General features: G+C 67.8%; 14 protein-coding genes. 9 read left to right on the top strand and 5 right to left on the bottom strand.

What is annotated here, in order from left to right; translation table 11 throughout:
* Window positions 1-79 precede the first annotated feature (79 nt).
* From AX708_RS05380 to AX708_RS05365, 4 genes are all read left to right on the top strand, one after another.
* A complete protein-coding gene (locus tag AX708_RS05380; RefSeq protein ID WP_066532644.1) occupies window positions 80-1,627 on the top strand; it encodes a tryptophan halogenase family protein in 1,548 nt (515 codons plus the stop codon).
* 87 nt (window positions 1,628-1,714) lie between these two features.
* Entirely contained in the window at window positions 1,715-2,512 is a 798-nt protein-coding gene (locus tag AX708_RS05375) for an NTP transferase domain-containing protein (protein ID WP_066532641.1), read from the top strand.
* Window positions 2,509-3,678 (top strand): hypothetical protein, encoded by a 1,170-nt coding sequence (locus AX708_RS05370; RefSeq protein WP_066532638.1) that lies wholly within the window; start codon window positions 2,509-2,511, stop codon window positions 3,676-3,678. Before AX708_RS05375 ends, AX708_RS05370 begins: the two co-directional genes overlap by 4 nt.
* Window positions 3,671-4,447 carry an FkbM family methyltransferase gene (locus AX708_RS05365; protein ID WP_067489642.1) on the top strand — a complete coding sequence of 259 codons (777 nt, stop codon included), beginning with the start codon at window positions 3,671-3,673 and terminating at the stop codon, window positions 4,445-4,447. Before AX708_RS05370 ends, AX708_RS05365 begins: the two co-directional genes overlap by 8 nt.
* On the opposite strand, the gene AX708_RS05360 is transcribed toward AX708_RS05365, so the two are convergent.
* The 5 genes from AX708_RS05360 to AX708_RS05340 all read right to left on the bottom strand — a co-directional run bounded on the left by AX708_RS05360 (window position 4,420) and on the right by AX708_RS05340 (window position 12,426).
* On the bottom strand, window positions 4,420-5,385 hold the full coding sequence (locus AX708_RS05360) for an NAD(P)/FAD-dependent oxidoreductase (RefSeq protein WP_066532632.1): 966 nt from the start codon (window positions 5,383-5,385) through the stop codon (window positions 4,420-4,422). The genes AX708_RS05365 and AX708_RS05360 overlap by 28 nt on opposite strands.
* Window positions 5,386-5,416: 31 nt before the next feature.
* Window positions 5,417-6,403 carry an L-histidine N(alpha)-methyltransferase gene (gene egtD / locus AX708_RS05355; protein ID WP_066532630.1) on the bottom strand — a complete coding sequence of 329 codons (987 nt, stop codon included), beginning with the start codon at window positions 6,401-6,403 and terminating at the stop codon, window positions 5,417-5,419.
* A gap of 1 nt (window position 6,404) precedes the next feature.
* Window positions 6,405-7,697: an ergothioneine biosynthesis protein EgtB gene (egtB, locus tag AX708_RS05350; RefSeq protein ID WP_066532628.1), complete on the bottom strand. Its 1,293-nt coding sequence runs from the start codon at window positions 7,695-7,697 to the stop codon at window positions 6,405-6,407.
* A gap of 134 nt (window positions 7,698-7,831) precedes the next feature.
* Window positions 7,832-9,217 (bottom strand): class II 3-deoxy-7-phosphoheptulonate synthase, encoded by a 1,386-nt coding sequence (locus tag AX708_RS05345; RefSeq protein ID WP_066532627.1) that lies wholly within the window; start codon window positions 9,215-9,217, stop codon window positions 7,832-7,834.
* Window positions 9,218-9,354: 137 nt separating this feature from the next.
* Window positions 9,355-12,426: a pitrilysin family protein gene (locus AX708_RS05340; RefSeq protein ID WP_066532620.1), complete on the bottom strand. Its 3,072-nt coding sequence runs from the start codon at window positions 12,424-12,426 to the stop codon at window positions 9,355-9,357.
* A 125-nt stretch (window positions 12,427-12,551) separates the two neighbouring features.
* Between AX708_RS05340 and AX708_RS05335 the strand changes: the two genes are divergently transcribed.
* The 5 genes from AX708_RS05335 (at window position 12,552) to AX708_RS05315 (ending at window position 15,449) form a co-directional block, all read left to right on the top strand.
* On the top strand, window positions 12,552-13,133 hold the full coding sequence (locus AX708_RS05335) for a NifU family protein (RefSeq protein WP_066532618.1): 582 nt from the start codon (window positions 12,552-12,554) through the stop codon (window positions 13,131-13,133).
* Window positions 13,130-13,738, top strand: coding sequence for a malonic semialdehyde reductase (locus AX708_RS05330; RefSeq protein WP_066532615.1), 609 nt, complete (start codon window positions 13,130-13,132; stop codon window positions 13,736-13,738). Before AX708_RS05335 ends, AX708_RS05330 begins: the two co-directional genes overlap by 4 nt.
* 49 nt (window positions 13,739-13,787) lie before the next feature.
* Complete coding sequence (gene tsaB, locus AX708_RS05325; RefSeq protein ID WP_066532612.1) at window positions 13,788-14,414, top strand: tRNA (adenosine(37)-N6)-threonylcarbamoyltransferase complex dimerization subunit type 1 TsaB; 627 nt, start codon at window positions 13,788-13,790, stop codon at window positions 14,412-14,414.
* A 29-nt stretch (window positions 14,415-14,443) separates the two neighbouring features.
* The gene (locus AX708_RS05320; protein ID WP_197426271.1) at window positions 14,444-14,887 is read left to right on the top strand and encodes a GNAT family N-acetyltransferase; all 444 of its coding nucleotides are present in this window, start codon (window positions 14,444-14,446) and stop codon (window positions 14,885-14,887) included.
* A 112-nt stretch (window positions 14,888-14,999) separates the two neighbouring features.
* Window positions 15,000-15,449 carry a MucR family transcriptional regulator gene (locus AX708_RS05315; RefSeq protein ID WP_066532606.1) on the top strand — a complete coding sequence of 150 codons (450 nt, stop codon included), beginning with the start codon at window positions 15,000-15,002 and terminating at the stop codon, window positions 15,447-15,449.
* The last annotated feature ends 51 nt before the right edge of the window (window positions 15,450-15,500 follow it).

Here is a 15,500-nt window from a genome sequence, read left to right as displayed (position 1 = left end):
GAGCGTTCTCAAGACTTGTAATCTCTGGTTCATATTGCATTCTGGCAACACTGGCAGGGGCGGCATTCTCCGCCCGTACATGGCCCGCAGAGGCCCGACGGGATTCGAGGAAAACGTGGGAATCGAACGCATTATCATTGTCGGCGGGGGCACCGCGGGGTGGATGGCGGCAGCCGCGTTGTCGCGCATCCGCGCGGGCCGCTCGGTGGAAATCACCCTGATCGAATCCGAAGCGATCGGCACGGTCGGGGTCGGCGAGGCGACGATCCCGCCCTTCGTCGGCTTCAACCAGCTGCTCGGGGTCGACGAGCGCGAGATGCTCAGCGCCGTCGGCGGCACCTTCAAGCTCGGCATCCAGTTCGAAAACTGGGGCAAGCTCGGCGACAGCTACATCCACCCCTTCGGCGCCTATGGCTACACCATGGGCGGGATCAGCTTCCATCACGTGTGGCACCGGATGAAAGGCGCGGGCGACAAGCGCCCGATCCAGGTCTTCAACCTCGAGACCATGGCCGCCTATTTCGGCAAGTTCGCGCGGACCGAGGATTTCCGGCGCGACGATCTGCCGCCGGTCAATTACGCCTACCACCTCGATGCGGGCCGCTACGCCGCCTTCCTGCGCCGCCTTGCCGAAAGCCGCGGCGTGGTGCGCCAGGAGGGCAAGGTCGCCGACGTCGCGCTGGATGGGGAAAGCGGCTTCGTCACCGGCGTCAGCCTCGAGGATGGCCGCCAGTTCGCGGGCGATCTGTTCATCGATTGCTCGGGCTTCCGCGGCCTCCTGATCGAGCAGGCGCTGAAGACCGGCTATGACGACTGGAGCCATTACCTCCCCTGCAACCGCGCAGTCGCCCTGCCCTGCCAGCGCGAGGACGGCAGCCCGCCCCCGCCCGTTACCCGCGCCACCGCGCACGCCGCCGGCTGGCAATGGCAGGTGCCGCTCCAGCACCGGAACGGCAACGGCCATGTCTATTGCTCGGCCTACATGGAGGACAGCCAAGCGCTCGACATCCTGCTCGGCAATATCGCAGGCAAGCCGCAGGCCGAGCCCAACTGGCTGCGCTTCATCACCGGGCGCCGCCGCAAGTTCTGGAACAAGAATGTGGTCGCGCTGGGGCTGGCGGCGGGCTTCATGGAACCGCTCGAATCCACCTCGATCCACCTCATCAACACCGGGATCGACAAGCTGATCTCGCTGCTCTCGCTGGACGGGATCACGCAGGTGCAGGAGGACACCTTCAACCGCCTGACGGGGCGCGAATATGCCCGCATCCGCGACTTCCTGATCCTCCATTACAACGCGACGCAGCGCACCGACTCCGACTTCTGGAATTACGTGCGCACCATGCCCGTGCCCGACACGCTCACCGAGAAGGTCGAGCTGTTCCGCGCCAACGGCCAGATCTTCCGCGAGGAGGACGAGCTCTTCACCGAGACCAGCTGGGCGGCGGTGATGATGGGTCAGGGGATAACCATGGGCAGCCACAACGCGATGGCCGACGCGCTCGATCCGGTGAAGACCGCGAGCGAAGTGAACGAGATGGAGCAATCGATCCGCTACCTCGTGGGCGCCATGCCCGGCCACGGCGAATACCTCGCGCGCTATTGCCCCGCGCCGATGGCGGCCTAGCGGCTGGGGCCATTCTTGACATTCGGGGGCGGTGGCGGAAAGGGACGGACGTCCCCTCCCCCTCCGCTTCCCGAGGTTGCCTTCGCCATGACTGATGCATCGCAAGGCTGGACTGCGCTCGTGCTGGCCGGCCAGCGCCCGGGGATCGACCCGATGGCGGCCCATTTCGGCGCGGAGATGAAGGCGCTGATCCCGGTCGCGGGCGAGCTGATGCTGAACCGCGTGCTGGAAGCGCTGCTCGACGCGCCCGAGATCGCGCGGATCGTGGTGCTTGCGCAGAACACGCTCGAACTGCGCGCCCACCGCGATCTGGCCTGGGCGGTGGAGGAACCGAAGATCACCTTCCGTGTCTCCGGACCAACGATCAGCGGATCGGTGCTGGGCGCGGTCGAGGACCCCGCCGTGGGCCTGCCGCTGCTGGTGACCACCGCCGATAACGTGATGCTGACCCCGGCCACGGTCGCGCAATTCGTTGCCGGCACCGGCGCGGGTGATGTGTCGGTGGCCTTTGTCGAGCGCGGCAATCTGGAACGCGCGGTCGGCCCCAACCGGCGAACATGGCTCACGTTCCGCGATGGTGCCTTTACCGGCGCAAACCTCTTCGCGCTGACCGGCCCGGGGGCCACCAATGCGCTCAGGTTCTGGGAGAAGGTCGAGGCCGACCGCAAGTCGGTGCTGCGTCTTGCCGCCCATTTCGGCCCGGTGCTGATGGTCAGGCTGCTGCTGCGGCGGATGACCCTGACGCAGGCCCTGGTGGCTGCGGGCGCAAAGCTGGGCGCATCGGTTTCGCCGGTGGTGCTGCCGGACGGCCGCATGGGGGTCGACGTCGACAAGCCCGAGGACCATGCTTTGGCCGAGCGGCTGCTGGGAGCGGCGCGCGGATGAAGCGCATCTGCTTCCTGTTCAACCACGACCAGACTCACCAGCTCGCGCACAGCCTCCCCATCGCGCTGGCGCTGGCGGCACGGGGGCAGCATCACGTCACCCTCGCCTATGCCCGCGAAGGCGTGCGCGCCGAGATCGAGCGGCAGGCCGATCCGGTGCTGCTGGCGCGGATGGAGCTGGTGCATCTCGGCCTCAAGCGCGGCGGGTCGCAGCTGCTGGCCGGGATGCTGGAACGGCTCGTTCCGGCCACCAAGCTGCTCATCTACCGCGACAACCTCGATTTCTTCCGCAGCTTCGATGCGGTGGTCGTCTCGGAGAAGACCACGCTGCTCTTGAAGACCCGCTACGGGCTCGATGACCTCAAGCTGATCCACACACGCCACGGTGCCGGCGACCGGGCGATCGGGTTCAATCCCGAAAGCGCAAAGTTCGATCTGGTGCTGGTCTCGGGCCCCAAGATCCGCGACCGGCTGATTGCCGATGCAGGCCTTGCGCCGGAGCGGATCGCGCTGGTCGGCTATCCCAAGCTCGATCTTTGCGCGCACAATCGGTTCGAAGGCAGCTTTCCCGCCCCTGAGCGGCCGACGGTGATCTACAACCCCCACCCCTCGCCCAAACTCTCGAGCTGGTTCCGGCACGGGGCGCAGGTGCTCGAGGCCTTCCGCCGTCAGGATCGCTACAACCTGATCTTCGCCCCGCACGTGATGCTGTTTGCCCGCCAATGGGTCGTCACCATCGACCCGCCGAGCCTCGCCCGCGTCACTCCCCCCGGCCCCGAATTAGCAGGCGAGCCCCGCATCCACATCGACACCGGCAGCGCCGCCAGCAGCGACATGAGCTACACCAACCGCGCCGACATCTACCTCGGCGATGTCAGCAGCCAGGTCTACGAATTCCTGCGCGCGCCCCGCCCCTGCCTGTTCCTCAACAGCCACGGGGTCGACTGGCAGGGCGATCCCAACTACCTCCACTGGCAGGCCGGCCCGGTGCTGGAGAACGCTGAACGCCTGCTCGACCGGATCGATGCTGCGATTGCCTCCCATCCCGACTATGCAGGCGTTCAACAGGCATTGATCGACGCGACCTTCTCGCTTTCGGACCGCCCCTCGGCGGAGCGCGCAGCCGATGCGATCACGGCCTTTCTGGAAAGGACCCCGCGTGGCTAGTCTTGGTGCATTCTGGCGTTACGGCGTGGTCAAGACCCTGCGCAAGTGGAAGGCGGCCGCGCTCTCCCCGTTGATGGCGGCGCGCGGGGATGATGCCGTTCGCTCGGCCTATGGCGTGCTGATGGTGCCCAACTGGCAGGACACCACCTTCCGCTATTGCATCTTCGGCACCTATGGCCGCGATCTGGCCGATCTGCTGCTCGGCCAGCGGGAGGACTTCGTCTTCGTCGACATCGGCGCCAACCAAGGGCTCTATTCGCTGGTCGCGGCGCTGAACCCCAGGTGCCGCCGGGTGATCGCCTTCGAGCCCGTGCCGACCACCCATGCGCGTCTTGCCGCCAATGTGGCGCTCAATGGCGGCGCGGCGAAGACCGCGTTGCACCTCCTCGCCATCGCCGACAGCGCGGGCGAGGTGACGATCAACGTCGCGCCCGATCACACCGGCACCGCCACGCTCGCCGGGCGCGAGGGCGCTTCGGGAGCGGGCAGCGTCACGATCGAAACGATCGACGCTCCGCTGCTCGACCCGCTGTTGGCGGGCGAGCTGCCGATGTTCGTCAAGATCGACGTCGAGGGGCTCGAGGCGGTGGTGATCGCCGAACTGGCGAAAACGCCGAGCTTCGAGCGCGTCGAGGCGATCTTCTACGAGGTCGATGACCGCTGGGCGAGCGCGGGCGAAATCGAAGCGCTGCTGCGCGCCGCCGGCTTCACCCGCTTCGCCAAATACGGGCGCGGGCACCACTACGACGTCCTGGCGAGCCGTTCCTGAAGCACGCCTTGCGCGAGGCTGCGGCCTGACAGCCACGCCCCCTCGACCCGCGGACTGTGGAGCCAGTCGCCGGCGATGCCGATGCGCAATTGGGGATCGTAGAGGGGGCCCTCGCCCTTTCGGGCTTCGGGCTGGGCGTAGAGCCAGCGGTGCGCGTCGAGGTGTAGCGGAGCGGCCGGGGGCGCGCCGGTGGCAGCGAAGAAGTCGGCCAGCAGGGTGCGGGCAACCTCCTCCTTGGCGAGGTCAATCAGCTCGCGGCTGCGCGCAGGGGAGGCATGGACCACCCATGTCTCCGCGCCCGAGCGCCCCGGCTTGGCGGAATTGCGCGCGGCCCAGCTAACCGGGCCGGTGTCGCAGCGGACAGTGTCGGCGAGCAGCAGGCGCTCGGCAAAGGCCGCCATCACCGCCCAGCACGGCGCGGAGGCGATGCTGGCGGCACGCGCAGCAAAGTCCGGCGCAGCATCGGCGAGCAGCACGGCGGCCTGTTCGGCGGGCACCGCGACCAGCACCGTTTCGGCGCGAAACACCGCCTCGCCCGCTTCCACCCGCCAGAGCGCTCCCTCGCGGCAGAGGCGCTCTGCGCGCACGTTCCAGCGGACATCCAGACCTTCGGCCATGGCGCGGACCGGCGCGTTCATGCCGGGGGTGCCGACCCATGCATCCGCGCCCGCCGCGAGCCAACGTGCGGCTACGCCCGCCGCCTCCCAGCCAGCGACCGCCTCAACGAAGGCATGATCGCGTGCTGTGAAATATTGCGCCCCGTGATCGAAGCTGACCTGCGCGCCGGCGATCTCCACCCGCCGCGCCGCCATCCGCCCGCCGGGGCCGCGCCCCTTGTCGAACACGGTCACGCCCGCGCCCGCGCCTGCCAAAGCGGTGGCGGCCGAAAGCCCTGCCATGCCGCCGCCGATGATGAGAATATCTGCCTGTCCGTCCATCCCGCGCCAACGCACGGGAAGGCCAAGGGTTTCACGGTGCCGAACGCGCCGGTCGGGATTCGGCCAGAACCAGCGAGAAGCGCTTTGCCTCGTCGGTCCAGCGCGCGCGCGGCTCCCACCCGGCCGCCGCCAGCAGCATCTGCCCCGAGCGCTTGGTGAACTTGTGGCTGTTTTCGGTGTGGATGCTCTCGCCTGCGGCAATCGCGAAGCGCTGGCCGCTCACGGTGAAGGTCACATCCCTTCGGGCAACCAGATGCATCTCGATCCGCGCGAAAAGATCGTTCCAGCGCGCTTCGTGGGCGAAGGCTTCGAGGGGAATATCGCCCCCGAGCTCGCGATTGATGCGGGCGAGGAGATTGAGATTGAAGGCGGCGGTCACGCCTTGCGCATCGTCATAGGCGGCGAGCAACGTTCCCTCGTCCTTGACCAGATCCATCCCGATCAGGAGCATCGCCCCCTCGCCCAGCGTCGCGCGCATAGTGCGGAGCAGATCGGTCGCGGTGCGGGCGATCATGTTGCCGATCGTCGAGCCCGGGAAGAAGCCCAGCTTGGGCAGATCGGCGACCTCGGCGGGCAGTTCCACCCGGCGCATGAAATCGGCCTCGACCGGCAGGACCGGCAGGCCCGGGAACTTCTCCGCGAGCGCTGCGGAAGAGGCGCGCAGGAAGTCCCCCGCGATGTCGAGCGGGACATAGGCCGAGGGGCGGCATGCACCGAGCAGCAGCGGGGTCTTGACCGACGAGCCCGAGCCGAATTCGACCACCGCGCGCCCCTCTCCGATGAGCCCGGCGATCTCGGCCACGCGGGTCTGGAGGATTTCGGTCTCGGCGCGGGTCGGGTAATATTCGGGCAGCTGCGTGATGTCCTCGAACAGCTGCGAGCCCGCATCGTCGTAGAACCAGCGTGCGGGAATCGCCTTCTGCGGCTCGCCGAGCCCCGCCAGCACATCCGCCCGGAACGCGAGATCGACCCCGCCCGCATCACGTTCGACCAGCCTCAGGCCTGCAAGTTTCGTCATCTCAGGCGTCCTTGGCAAGGCGCAGGCCGGTGAATTGCCAGCGCTGGTGGGGGTAGAAGAAATTGCGGTAGGAAACGCGCGAGTGGCCGCGCACCGTGGCGCAGCTTGCCCCGCGCAGCACCACCTGCCCGCTCATGAACTTGCCGTTGTATTCGCCCACCGCCCCTTCGGCGACACTGAAGCCGGGGTATGGCAGATAGGCCGAGCGGGTGAACTGCCAGCAATCGCCGAACAGTCCGGGCGAGCCCATCGGCAGCACCGGACCCGCGCAGTAGAGCTGGTTGCCGCCGCGCGGATCATGTGCGGGCTCGCTCGCCGAGCCGTCCTGTCCGCGCGCGATCGCTTCCCATTCGAACTCGGTCGGTAAGCGTGCGCCCGCCCAGGTGGCGAAGGCATCGGCCTCGAAATGGGAGATGTGGGTGACGGGGGCGGAAGGGTCGCGTGTCTGCCAGCCCTGATGGGTGAAATGCGTCCCGTCCTTGTCCCAGTAAAGCGGCGCGGCGATGCCCTCACGTTGCACCCAGCCCCAGCCGTCGGCGAGCCACAGGCGAGCGTTGCAATAGCCGCCGTCGGCGATGAATTCGTCCCATTCGCCATTGGTCACCAGCCGGTCGGCAAGCGCGAAGGGCTCGAGCAGCACGCGGTGGCGCGGGCCTTCATTGTCGAAGGCGAAACCCCCAGAACTCTTGGCAGCCTGGTGCCCGACAAGCGCGATGCCTCCGGGGTGCTTGGTCCAGCCGGAGGAGACGGCGAGGGTCGCCGCCGCCCCTCCGGTGCCCGCAGACACCCACATGGCAGGCCCCAGCGGGTTCTGGAACAGTGCGTGCTTGATGTCGGTGAGGAGCAGTTCGATGTGCTGTTCCTCGTGCGCGATCCCGAGCGCAACGAGGTCTGCCAGCGCCGGATCGGCGAGCAGCGGCGCCATCGCCTCGGTGACATGGGCGCGCCAATCCAGCACCTCGGCGAGGGTCGGCCGCGAGAGCATCCCGCGTGACGCGCGGGCGATCCGCGCACCCTCGGCCTCGTAGTAGGAGTTGAACAGGAACGGCCAGCGATCGTCGTGCAGCCGGTAGCCCGGCGCGTGTTCGCGCAGCAGGAAGGTCTCCCAGAACCACGTCGTGTGCGCGAGGTGCCACTTGGCGGGGCTTGCATCCTCCATCGACTGGATCGAGGCATCGGCGTCGCTGAGCGGTGCGACGAGCGCTTCGGTCAGCGCGCGGGTGGCGCGGAAATGCTCGGCGAGCGCGGCCCCTTGCTGGTCTTGCCCAGCCCTTGGCAGTTCATTGCGATGCACCTGCGGCCTCCCGTCCAAGCCTGTGCCGACGCCGGGTTATGCCCCTTCGCCGTGAAACAGGAAAGACGCTTGCTAGCTGCACGGCTATCGCAAAATCATCACTCTGGTGAAGATTGCGCGCTAAACGTGCCGCTTCAGGCCGCGTGGCTGATGTCCGCCTCGCGCTGCGCCCCGGCCGCCTCGTTGAGCATTTCGGCCACGAGGAAAGCGAGCTCGAGCGATTGCTCGGCATTGAGGCGCGGGTCGCAGTGGGTGTGATAGCGATCGCCGAGGCGTTCCTCGGTGATCGCCACCGCGCCGCCGACGCATTCGGTCACGTCCTGCCCGGTCATCTCGATATGGATGCCGCCGGGGTGCGAGCCTTCGGCGCGGTGGACTGCGAAGAAGCCCTTCACTTCGCGCAGGATGCGGTCAAAGGGACGGGTCTTGAAGCCGCTGTCGGACTTCACGACGTTGCCGTGCATCGGGTCGCAGCTCCACACCACCGGGTGCCCTTCGCGCATCACCGCGCGGACCAACTTGGGCAGGCCCTCCTCGACCTTGTCGTGGCCATAGCGGCTGATGAGCGTGATGCGCCCCGCCTCGCGGCCCGGGTTGAGATCATCGAGCAGGCGGAGCAGCGCATCGGGCTCGAGGCTCGGCCCGCACTTCATACCAAGCGGATTGCCGATCCCGCGCGCGAATTCGATATGCGCCGAGCCGGGGAAGCGGGTGCGGTCGCCGATCCACAGCATGTGGGCGCTGGTCGCGTACCAATCGCCGGTGAGCGAATCCTTGCGGGTCATCGCCTGCTCGTAAGGCAGCAGCAGCGCTTCGTGGCTGGTGTAGAAGCTGGTACCCTTGAGCTGCGGTACGGTGCCCGGGTCGATCCCGCAGGCCTCCATGAAGTCGAGCGCCTCGCCGATGCGGTCGGCCATCTGGCTGAACTTCTCGGTCCAAGGCGTGCGGCCCATGAAATCGAGCGTCCACTGGTGGACCTGCCTGAGGTTCGCATAGCCCCCGCCCGCGAAGGCGCGCAGCAGGTTGAGGGTGGCGGCAGCCTGCGAATAGGCCTTGACCATCCGCTGCGGGTCATTGCGGCGGCTGACGGGGTCGAACTCGATCCCGTTGATATTGTCGCCGAGGTAGCTCGGGAGAGTCACATCGCCGATCGTCTCGGTCGGCGAGGAGCGCGGCTTGGCGAACTGGCCCGCCATGCGTCCGACCTTCACCACCGGGCGCTTGCTGGCGAAGGTCATGACGACCGCCATCTGGAGCAGCACGCGGAAGGTATCGCGGATGTTGTTGGGGTGGAACTCGGCGAAGCTCTCGGCGCAGTCCCCGCCCTGCAGCAGGAAGCCATGGCCGTTCGCGACCTGCGCCAGATCGGCCTTCAAGGCGCGCGCCTCGCCCGCGAACACCAGCGGGGGATAGGACGAGAGGGTCTTCTCGGCCTCGGCCAGCTCGGCCGCATCTTCGTAATGCGGCAGGTGGCGCGCTTCGTGGGCCTTCCAGCTCTCCGGGGTCCAAGTCTCGGGCACAGTCAAACTCTTTCTACGTCAGGGCGCGCGGCACAGCCTGCGCGGGGGCGCCCGCTAAGCAGCGCGGCACGAATTGTAAAGCGACAAAGCCGCCGCGCACAACTTTATTTCCCGGCCACAGTCAGCGGCCGGAACGATCAGCGCCCGCTAGCCGCGCCTTGCGCAGCATTCGCACCCGCGCCCGCCGGCACCGCCTCGGCAAGGGTCTGGCCCTCGGGGATGACCGCCATCCGGAACGCGCGGTCCTTGGTCAGATAGCGAGCAGCCAGTGCCTGCATCGCCTGCGGGGTGGTCTGCGAATAATCGGGCAGGATCGAGCGCAGCTTGGCGATGCGCACCGGGTCCGCGGTCGCGCCTTCGAGATTGTAGAGCCAGAACTGGTTGCCGGTCGATGCCCGGCGGATCAGCTGGGCGAGCGGTTCGGTCACCCGCGCCAGCTCGTCGGCGGTGGGCGGATTGGCGGCAAGGTCTGCGGCGATCCTGTCGGCCTCGGCAAAGAACAGCGGCACGAAGGCGGGCTCGATCTGGGCGACGGCGGTGATCCGCCCGCCCGCGACCAGATCGGCAGGCCAGTTCGAGAACACCTGCGGCGCATAGCTCGCCCCGGCGCGCTCGCGCAGGGCATCCATCAGGCGGTTGTTGAACAGCTGGGTGAGGATTTCGAGCTGGCGGCTGGTCGACAGATCCTCGGTCCCGCCCCCGCTGCGCCACGCGACCACGGCAGCGGCCTGGTTGGCATCGCCGCGATGGGTGACGACCGTGGGCTTGTCGACCGCAGGCGCAAAGCCGGGGACGCGCGCGGCGATATCGGCTGGGACTGGATCACGCTCGGGCAAGGCGCCAAAGGTCAGCCGCAGTTGCTCGGTCACGGCAGCCTTGTCGAACTCGCCGAACACCAGCACCTCGATCGGGCCCTGCTTCAGGAGCGGCTCCCACACCTTGCGGAATTCCTCGGGGGTGGCGGCCTTGAGCGCGTCCGGCCCCGGTGTGGCAAAGCGCCCGTCGCCGCCGGTCACGAGATATTCCAGATCGCGGCCCAGCACGCCTCCCGGGCTGGTCGAGAAGGTGTTGTAGGCCAGCTCGGCCGCGGCCCTGGCGCGCAGCACCGGCTCCTTGTCCCAGCGCGGCATCCCGAGCTTGGCGGCGAAGAGGTAGAGCTGGTCGTTCACGTCCTCCGAACGGGTCTGGGCGGTGAAGGTGAAGACCGCATCGTCGATCGCGAAGTCAAAGCCCAGCTTGCGGCCGTTCGCCAGCCGGTCGATCTCGTTCTGGCCGAGGTCGCCGAGGCCCGATCCGACCAGTGCATCCTGACCCAGGGCGGCATAGACCGCGCTCGAGGGGTCGAAGGCGCGCCAGCCCGCGCCGAAGCGCACGCGCACGGTGACGCGGCCGGGCTCAGCATCATTGGCCCACAGCAGCGCCTTGACGCCATTGGCGAAATCGACCTGTTCGACATCGAGCACGCCGAGCGGCTTCTGCGCGGTGATGGTGCCCGGCTCGCCCACCGGGGGCAGGTCGGCAAAGGCGATGGCCTCGCCCGCAACCCGCGCCGATCCGTCCGCTGCCACCTTGGCGGCAAGCGCGGTGCGGATGGCAGGGACATCGGCCTCGCCCGCCGCCGGAGTGATGTAGACGCCGCGTGTCACCGTGCCCTGGAACAGCGCGCGCGTGCGCTTCAGGACGGCCGCCGGCGTGATCCGCGGCTTCATCTCGCGGAAGATACGCAGCACGACCTTGGGCGCGGCGACGGTCTCGCGGATGTCGACCGCGTTGACCAGGTTGTCGGCAAGATCGCTGCCCGATTGCACGCTTTCCTGCTCGACCCCGTTGGCGAAAGCGACATCGAACTGCGCGACCTCGCGGTCGATCTCCTCCTGCGAGGGCGGATTGGCGATCGCGTCGGCGATCACGCTGCGCACATCGGCAAGCGCGGCCTTCCAGTCGGCCGAAAGCGGCGCGAAGGTCACGAAAGTCGCATCGGACGAGCGCGAGACGTCATCCTGCTGGACCTGCGCGTAAAGGAAGCTCCCGCCCCCGCGCGCGCGGCTTTCCAGCCGGCGGTTGATGATCGCCTGCGCAACCGCGTCGGTCATCAGGCCCTCGTTGTAGATCACCGTGTCCTGAACGGGGCGCCACGGGCGCATGATCGCATAGGTGAGGCTGCGCGGCAGATCGGGTTCGACCCCCACCGCAAGCTGGCCGATCGGGGCAAGCCCGCCGGCAGGCGCCACCGCGCCCTTGGGCGCCACCGGATCGCCGAACTTCGGCGCGACCCCCGGCTTGCCGGTGCCCTTCCAGTCGCCGAACCACTGCTCGACCAGCCCGGCCAGCACCATCGGATCGGCATCGCCCGCGACCACGATCACGGTGTTCTCGGGCCGGTACCAGCGGTTGTAGAAGGCCTGCACCGCCGCGCCCTTCGCGCCGTTCAGCGTCGCTTCGGTGCCGATCGGATGGCGCACCGCGAGCCGCTGTCCGGCAAAGAAGGTCTTGCTGGTGAGATCGCCGGTACGCTCCGCCGCCCCGCCCCGCTCGCGCTTCTCGGCGAGCACGATCGGGCGCTCGGCGGCGACATTCTGGTCGGACAGCACCGGCTCGCGGATCATGCCCGAGAGCAGCTTGAAGCTCTCTGCCAGCTTGGCATCGTCGATATCCGGGATGTCGAGCTTGTAGGCGGTGTGGGTCGGCGTGGTCTCTGCATTCGTATCGTTGCCGAAGGTCGCGCCGAGGCGCTGCCAGGCCGAGATCGCCTCGGCCTTGCCGAGATATTTGCTTTCGCGGAACAGCAGGTGTTCGAGCAGGTGGGCATAACCCTGCTCGCTGTCCATCTCGTGGAGCGAGCCGGCATCAATGCGCACCCGGATCGAGACCTGCCGGGGCGGCACGCCGTTGCGGCGCACGGCGTAGCGCAACCCGTTCTTCATCTGCCCGAACAGCCACTTGTCATCGACCGGAATGTCCGAGCCCTTGTAGAGCCATGGCTGGCCGTTGGTCTGGAGCGCCCGGGGGGCGGGCACCGGCGGCGCGGCCGGGATCGGATCCGCGACCGGGGCCTGCACCTGCGCCGTGTTGTGCGCGGAATTGACGAACCGCTTGTCGGTCTTGTCCGAGGGCGGCGCGGCGGCCTGCTCGGCGAGCAGCGGCTGCAGGGCGACCAGCGGGGCAAGGACAAGGGCGAGCGCGCGGGCGGCGCGGGGGAAGGACGTCATGGCGCGGACTATAAGGCGGCAAAGTCTGAAGCGATAGTGAATGCTTATCGCGATCTGCGCACCTCGATCCGTGCCGCCCGCGGCTTGCCCTTGCCCGCCGAAGGCACGCACCCTAGATGGGGGCCATGTTCATCGAAACCGAAACCACCCCCAACCCCGCGGCGCTCAAGTTCCTGCCCGGCCAGACCGTCATGGCCGCAGGCAGCCGCGAATTCGCCACCCCCGAAGCTGCCGAGGCGAGCCCGCTCGCGCAGGCGATCTTCGATACGGGCGAGGTGGTGAACGTGTTCTTCGGAGCGGACTTCGTGTCGGTCACCGCCGCGCCGGGCGCAGACTGGAGCGCATTGAAGCCGCAGGTGATCGCGATCCTGCTCGACCATTTCGTTTCCGAGGCCCCGCTCTTCGCTCCCGCCACCGCAGGCGGCATCACCGTGCCGCCGCCGGAGGAAGACATGGCGGTCGAGGAACGTCCCGAGGACGCCGAGGTGATCGCCGCGATCAACGAACTGCTCGAAACCCGCGTGCGCCCCGCCGTGGCGGGCGACGGGGGCGACATCGCCTATCGCGGTTTCCGCGACGGGGTGGTCTATCTTACCCTTCAAGGCTCGTGCTCGGGCTGCCCGTCCAGCACGGCGACGCTCAAGCACGGCATCGAAGGCCTGCTCAAGCACTATGTCCCCGAAGTCACCGAGGTGCGCGCCGCATGACGACCCAGTTCCACGATCACGTGCTCTCGTCCGAGGCTCTGGACCAACTGTTCAACGAGGCGCGCAGCTACAACGGCTGGCTCGACAAGCCGGTCAGTGACGAACAGCTCCACGCGATATGGGACCTGATGAAGATGGCGCCCACCTCGGCCAACATGCAGCCGGTGCGGATCGTGTGGGTCAAGTCGCCGGAAGCCAAGGCGAAGCTGGTCGAGTGCGTCGCCGAAGGCAACAAGAAGAAGGTCGCCGCCGCGCCCGTCACCGCGGTGATCGGCTACGACATCGATTTCCACGAGGAACTGCCTTGGCTGTTCCCCCACACCGACGCCAAGAGCTGGTTCGAGGGCAACGAAGCCGGGCGCGAGGAAGGGGCGTTCCGCAACTCCTCGCTGCAAGGCGCCTACCTGATGCTCGCCGCGCGGGCGATCGGGCTCGATTGCGGGCCGATGTCGGGCTTCGATCCCGCCGCCGTCAACGCAGCCTTCTTTGCCGACGAACCCCGCCACCGGGTCAATTTCATCTGCTCGGTCGGCTATGGCGATCCCGCGAGCATCTTCCCGCGCAGCCCCCGCCCCGACTTCGCCACCTTCAACCGCATCGCCTGACGCGCATCCCCGCTTGCACGGCACCGCACCCTGAGGCAGGGGCGAGCCGATGCGCACGCTTGCGATCGAAACCGCCTCCGAGGCCTGCTCGATCGCCCTTTTCGAGGGCGAGGAGAGAATCGCGCATGACCACCGCCTGATCGGCCGCGGCCATGCCGAGGCGCTGGTGCCGATGATCGCTGCCCTGCCCGCCAAGGGCCGCGCCGACCGGATCCTCGTCAGCCTCGGCCCCGGCAGCTTCACAGGCGTGCGCATCGGCCTTGCGACCGCCCGCGCGCTGGGGTTTGCCTGGGGCGCCGAGGTGCTCGGTTTCCCCACGCTGGCGCTGATCGCGGCGCAGGCTCTCGCCGAGCGGCCCGGGAGCAGGGGCGTGACGGTGTGCACCAATGGCGGCCACGGCGAATGGTTCGTGGCGGAGTTCGGCCCTGACGGTCTTCCGGTCGGCGAGGCCGCCTCGCTCACTCCCGAAGCGGCCCGTGCCCGCCCCCATGCAGCGCTCCTTGCCGGCAGCCGCGCCGCGCTGCTGGCCGAGGGCAGCGCCGCCGAGGCGGTCGAAATTGTGCCCGATGCGGGCGCGGTCACGCTGCTCGCGCCCACGCTGCTTACCCCCGCGCTGGCGCCGATATACGGGCGCGGGCCGGACGCGACGCCGATGAAGCTGCGCGGTCCCGCATGACGCCCTGCCCGCACCTCCTCGACCGGATCATGGCGGTGATGGAGGCAGCCTTCGATCCGGCATACGGCGAGGCCTGGAACCGCCGGCAGGTCGCCGATGCGCTGGCCATGCCCAGCACCCATGCGCTGGTGGTGGATGCTGTCGGCGCGCTCATCCCCGACGGTCCCGGAGAAGCAGCACCTGCCGGTTTCGTGCTGACCCGCCATGTGCTTGACGAGGAAGAGCTGCTGCTGATCGCGGTCATGCCGGGCGCGCGGCGGCGCGGCGTCGGGGCGGCGCTGATCGAACACCTCTTCGCCATCGCCCGAACGCGCGGCACGGCGCGCGTATTTCTCGAAATGCGGCGCGGCAATCCTGCTATCCATTTGTATCACAAGTTTGGTTTCGAACCGATCGGAGAGCGGCGTAACTATTACCGCATGGCAAGTGGCGAAAGGATCGACGCGATTACTTTCGCGCGATCAATCGAGTAACCTCGTTTCATCGCGAAATCGTGAACAAGCAAAGCAACCTAGTTGCCATAATTGCATTCTTGCGCCATGGCGCAGTAACCGGCGCAGCGGACAAGACGCCTGTGAGGAACTCATGCAAGATCTGGAAATCGATATGAAAGAAACGCTTATCACGCTGACCAGCGACATTGTCGCGGCACATCTCAGCAACAATGATGTGGCCGTGGGCGACGTGCCCGGGCTTATCACCAACGTGTATAACGCACTTGCCAATCTCGGCGAAGTCGCGGTTGTGGAAGAAGCCAAGCCGCAGCCGGCCGTAGCGATCCGCAATTCGGTCAAGCCCGAATACATCGTGTGTCTTGAAGACGGCAAGAAGCTGAAGATGCTCAAGCGCTATCTTCGCACCAATTTCAACATGAGCCCGGAAGAATACCGTGCGCGTTGGGGCCTGCCGGCCGACTATCCGATGGTCGCGCCCAACTATGCCGAAAAGCGCCGCGATCTGGCCAAGAAGATCGGTCTCGGCCGCAAGCCCGGGACGCCCGCGCCCAAGCCGCGCCGCGCCAAGAAGACCGTCTGACACCGGGCCCTTCGGGTCGCCCCCGGGCGGACACAAGCAGCGCCCCGCGCC

It is taken from the genome of Erythrobacter sp. CCH5-A1, from assembly GCF_001557115.1.
In the GTDB taxonomy this organism is placed as follows: domain Bacteria; phylum Pseudomonadota; class Alphaproteobacteria; order Sphingomonadales; family Sphingomonadaceae; genus Erythrobacter.
The sequence above is the reverse complement of the archived record's forward strand: the minus strand, read 5'-3'. Positions and strand labels throughout refer to the sequence as shown.

What these genes read in the sequence shown, in the direction of transcription:
- AX708_RS05380 (WP_066532644.1), top strand. Translation starts at nt 80, where the DNA reads ATGGCCCGCAGAGGCCCGACGGGATTCGAGGAAAACGTGGGAATCGAA.
- AX708_RS05375 (WP_066532641.1), top strand. Translation starts at nt 1,715, where the DNA reads ATGACTGATGCATCGCAAGGCTGGACTGCGCTCGTGCTGGCCGGCCAG.
- AX708_RS05370 (WP_066532638.1), top strand. Translation starts at nt 2,509, where the DNA reads ATGAAGCGCATCTGCTTCCTGTTCAACCACGACCAGACTCACCAGCTC.
- AX708_RS05360 (WP_066532632.1), bottom strand. Translation starts at nt 5,385, where the DNA reads ATGGACGGACAGGCAGATATTCTCATCATCGGCGGCGGCATGGCAGGG.
- egtD (WP_066532630.1), bottom strand. Translation starts at nt 6,403, where the DNA reads ATGACGAAACTTGCAGGCCTGAGGCTGGTCGAACGTGATGCGGGCGGG.
- AX708_RS05340 (WP_066532620.1), bottom strand. Translation starts at nt 12,426, where the DNA reads ATGACGTCCTTCCCCCGCGCCGCCCGCGCGCTCGCCCTTGTCCTTGCC.
- AX708_RS05335 (WP_066532618.1), top strand. Translation starts at nt 12,552, where the DNA reads ATGTTCATCGAAACCGAAACCACCCCCAACCCCGCGGCGCTCAAGTTC.
- AX708_RS05330 (WP_066532615.1), top strand. Translation starts at nt 13,130, where the DNA reads ATGACGACCCAGTTCCACGATCACGTGCTCTCGTCCGAGGCTCTGGAC.
- tsaB (WP_066532612.1), top strand. Translation starts at nt 13,788, where the DNA reads ATGCGCACGCTTGCGATCGAAACCGCCTCCGAGGCCTGCTCGATCGCC.
- AX708_RS05320 (WP_197426271.1), top strand. Translation starts at nt 14,444, where the DNA reads ATGGCGGTGATGGAGGCAGCCTTCGATCCGGCATACGGCGAGGCCTGG.
- AX708_RS05315 (WP_066532606.1), top strand. Translation starts at nt 15,000, where the DNA reads ATGCAAGATCTGGAAATCGATATGAAAGAAACGCTTATCACGCTGACC.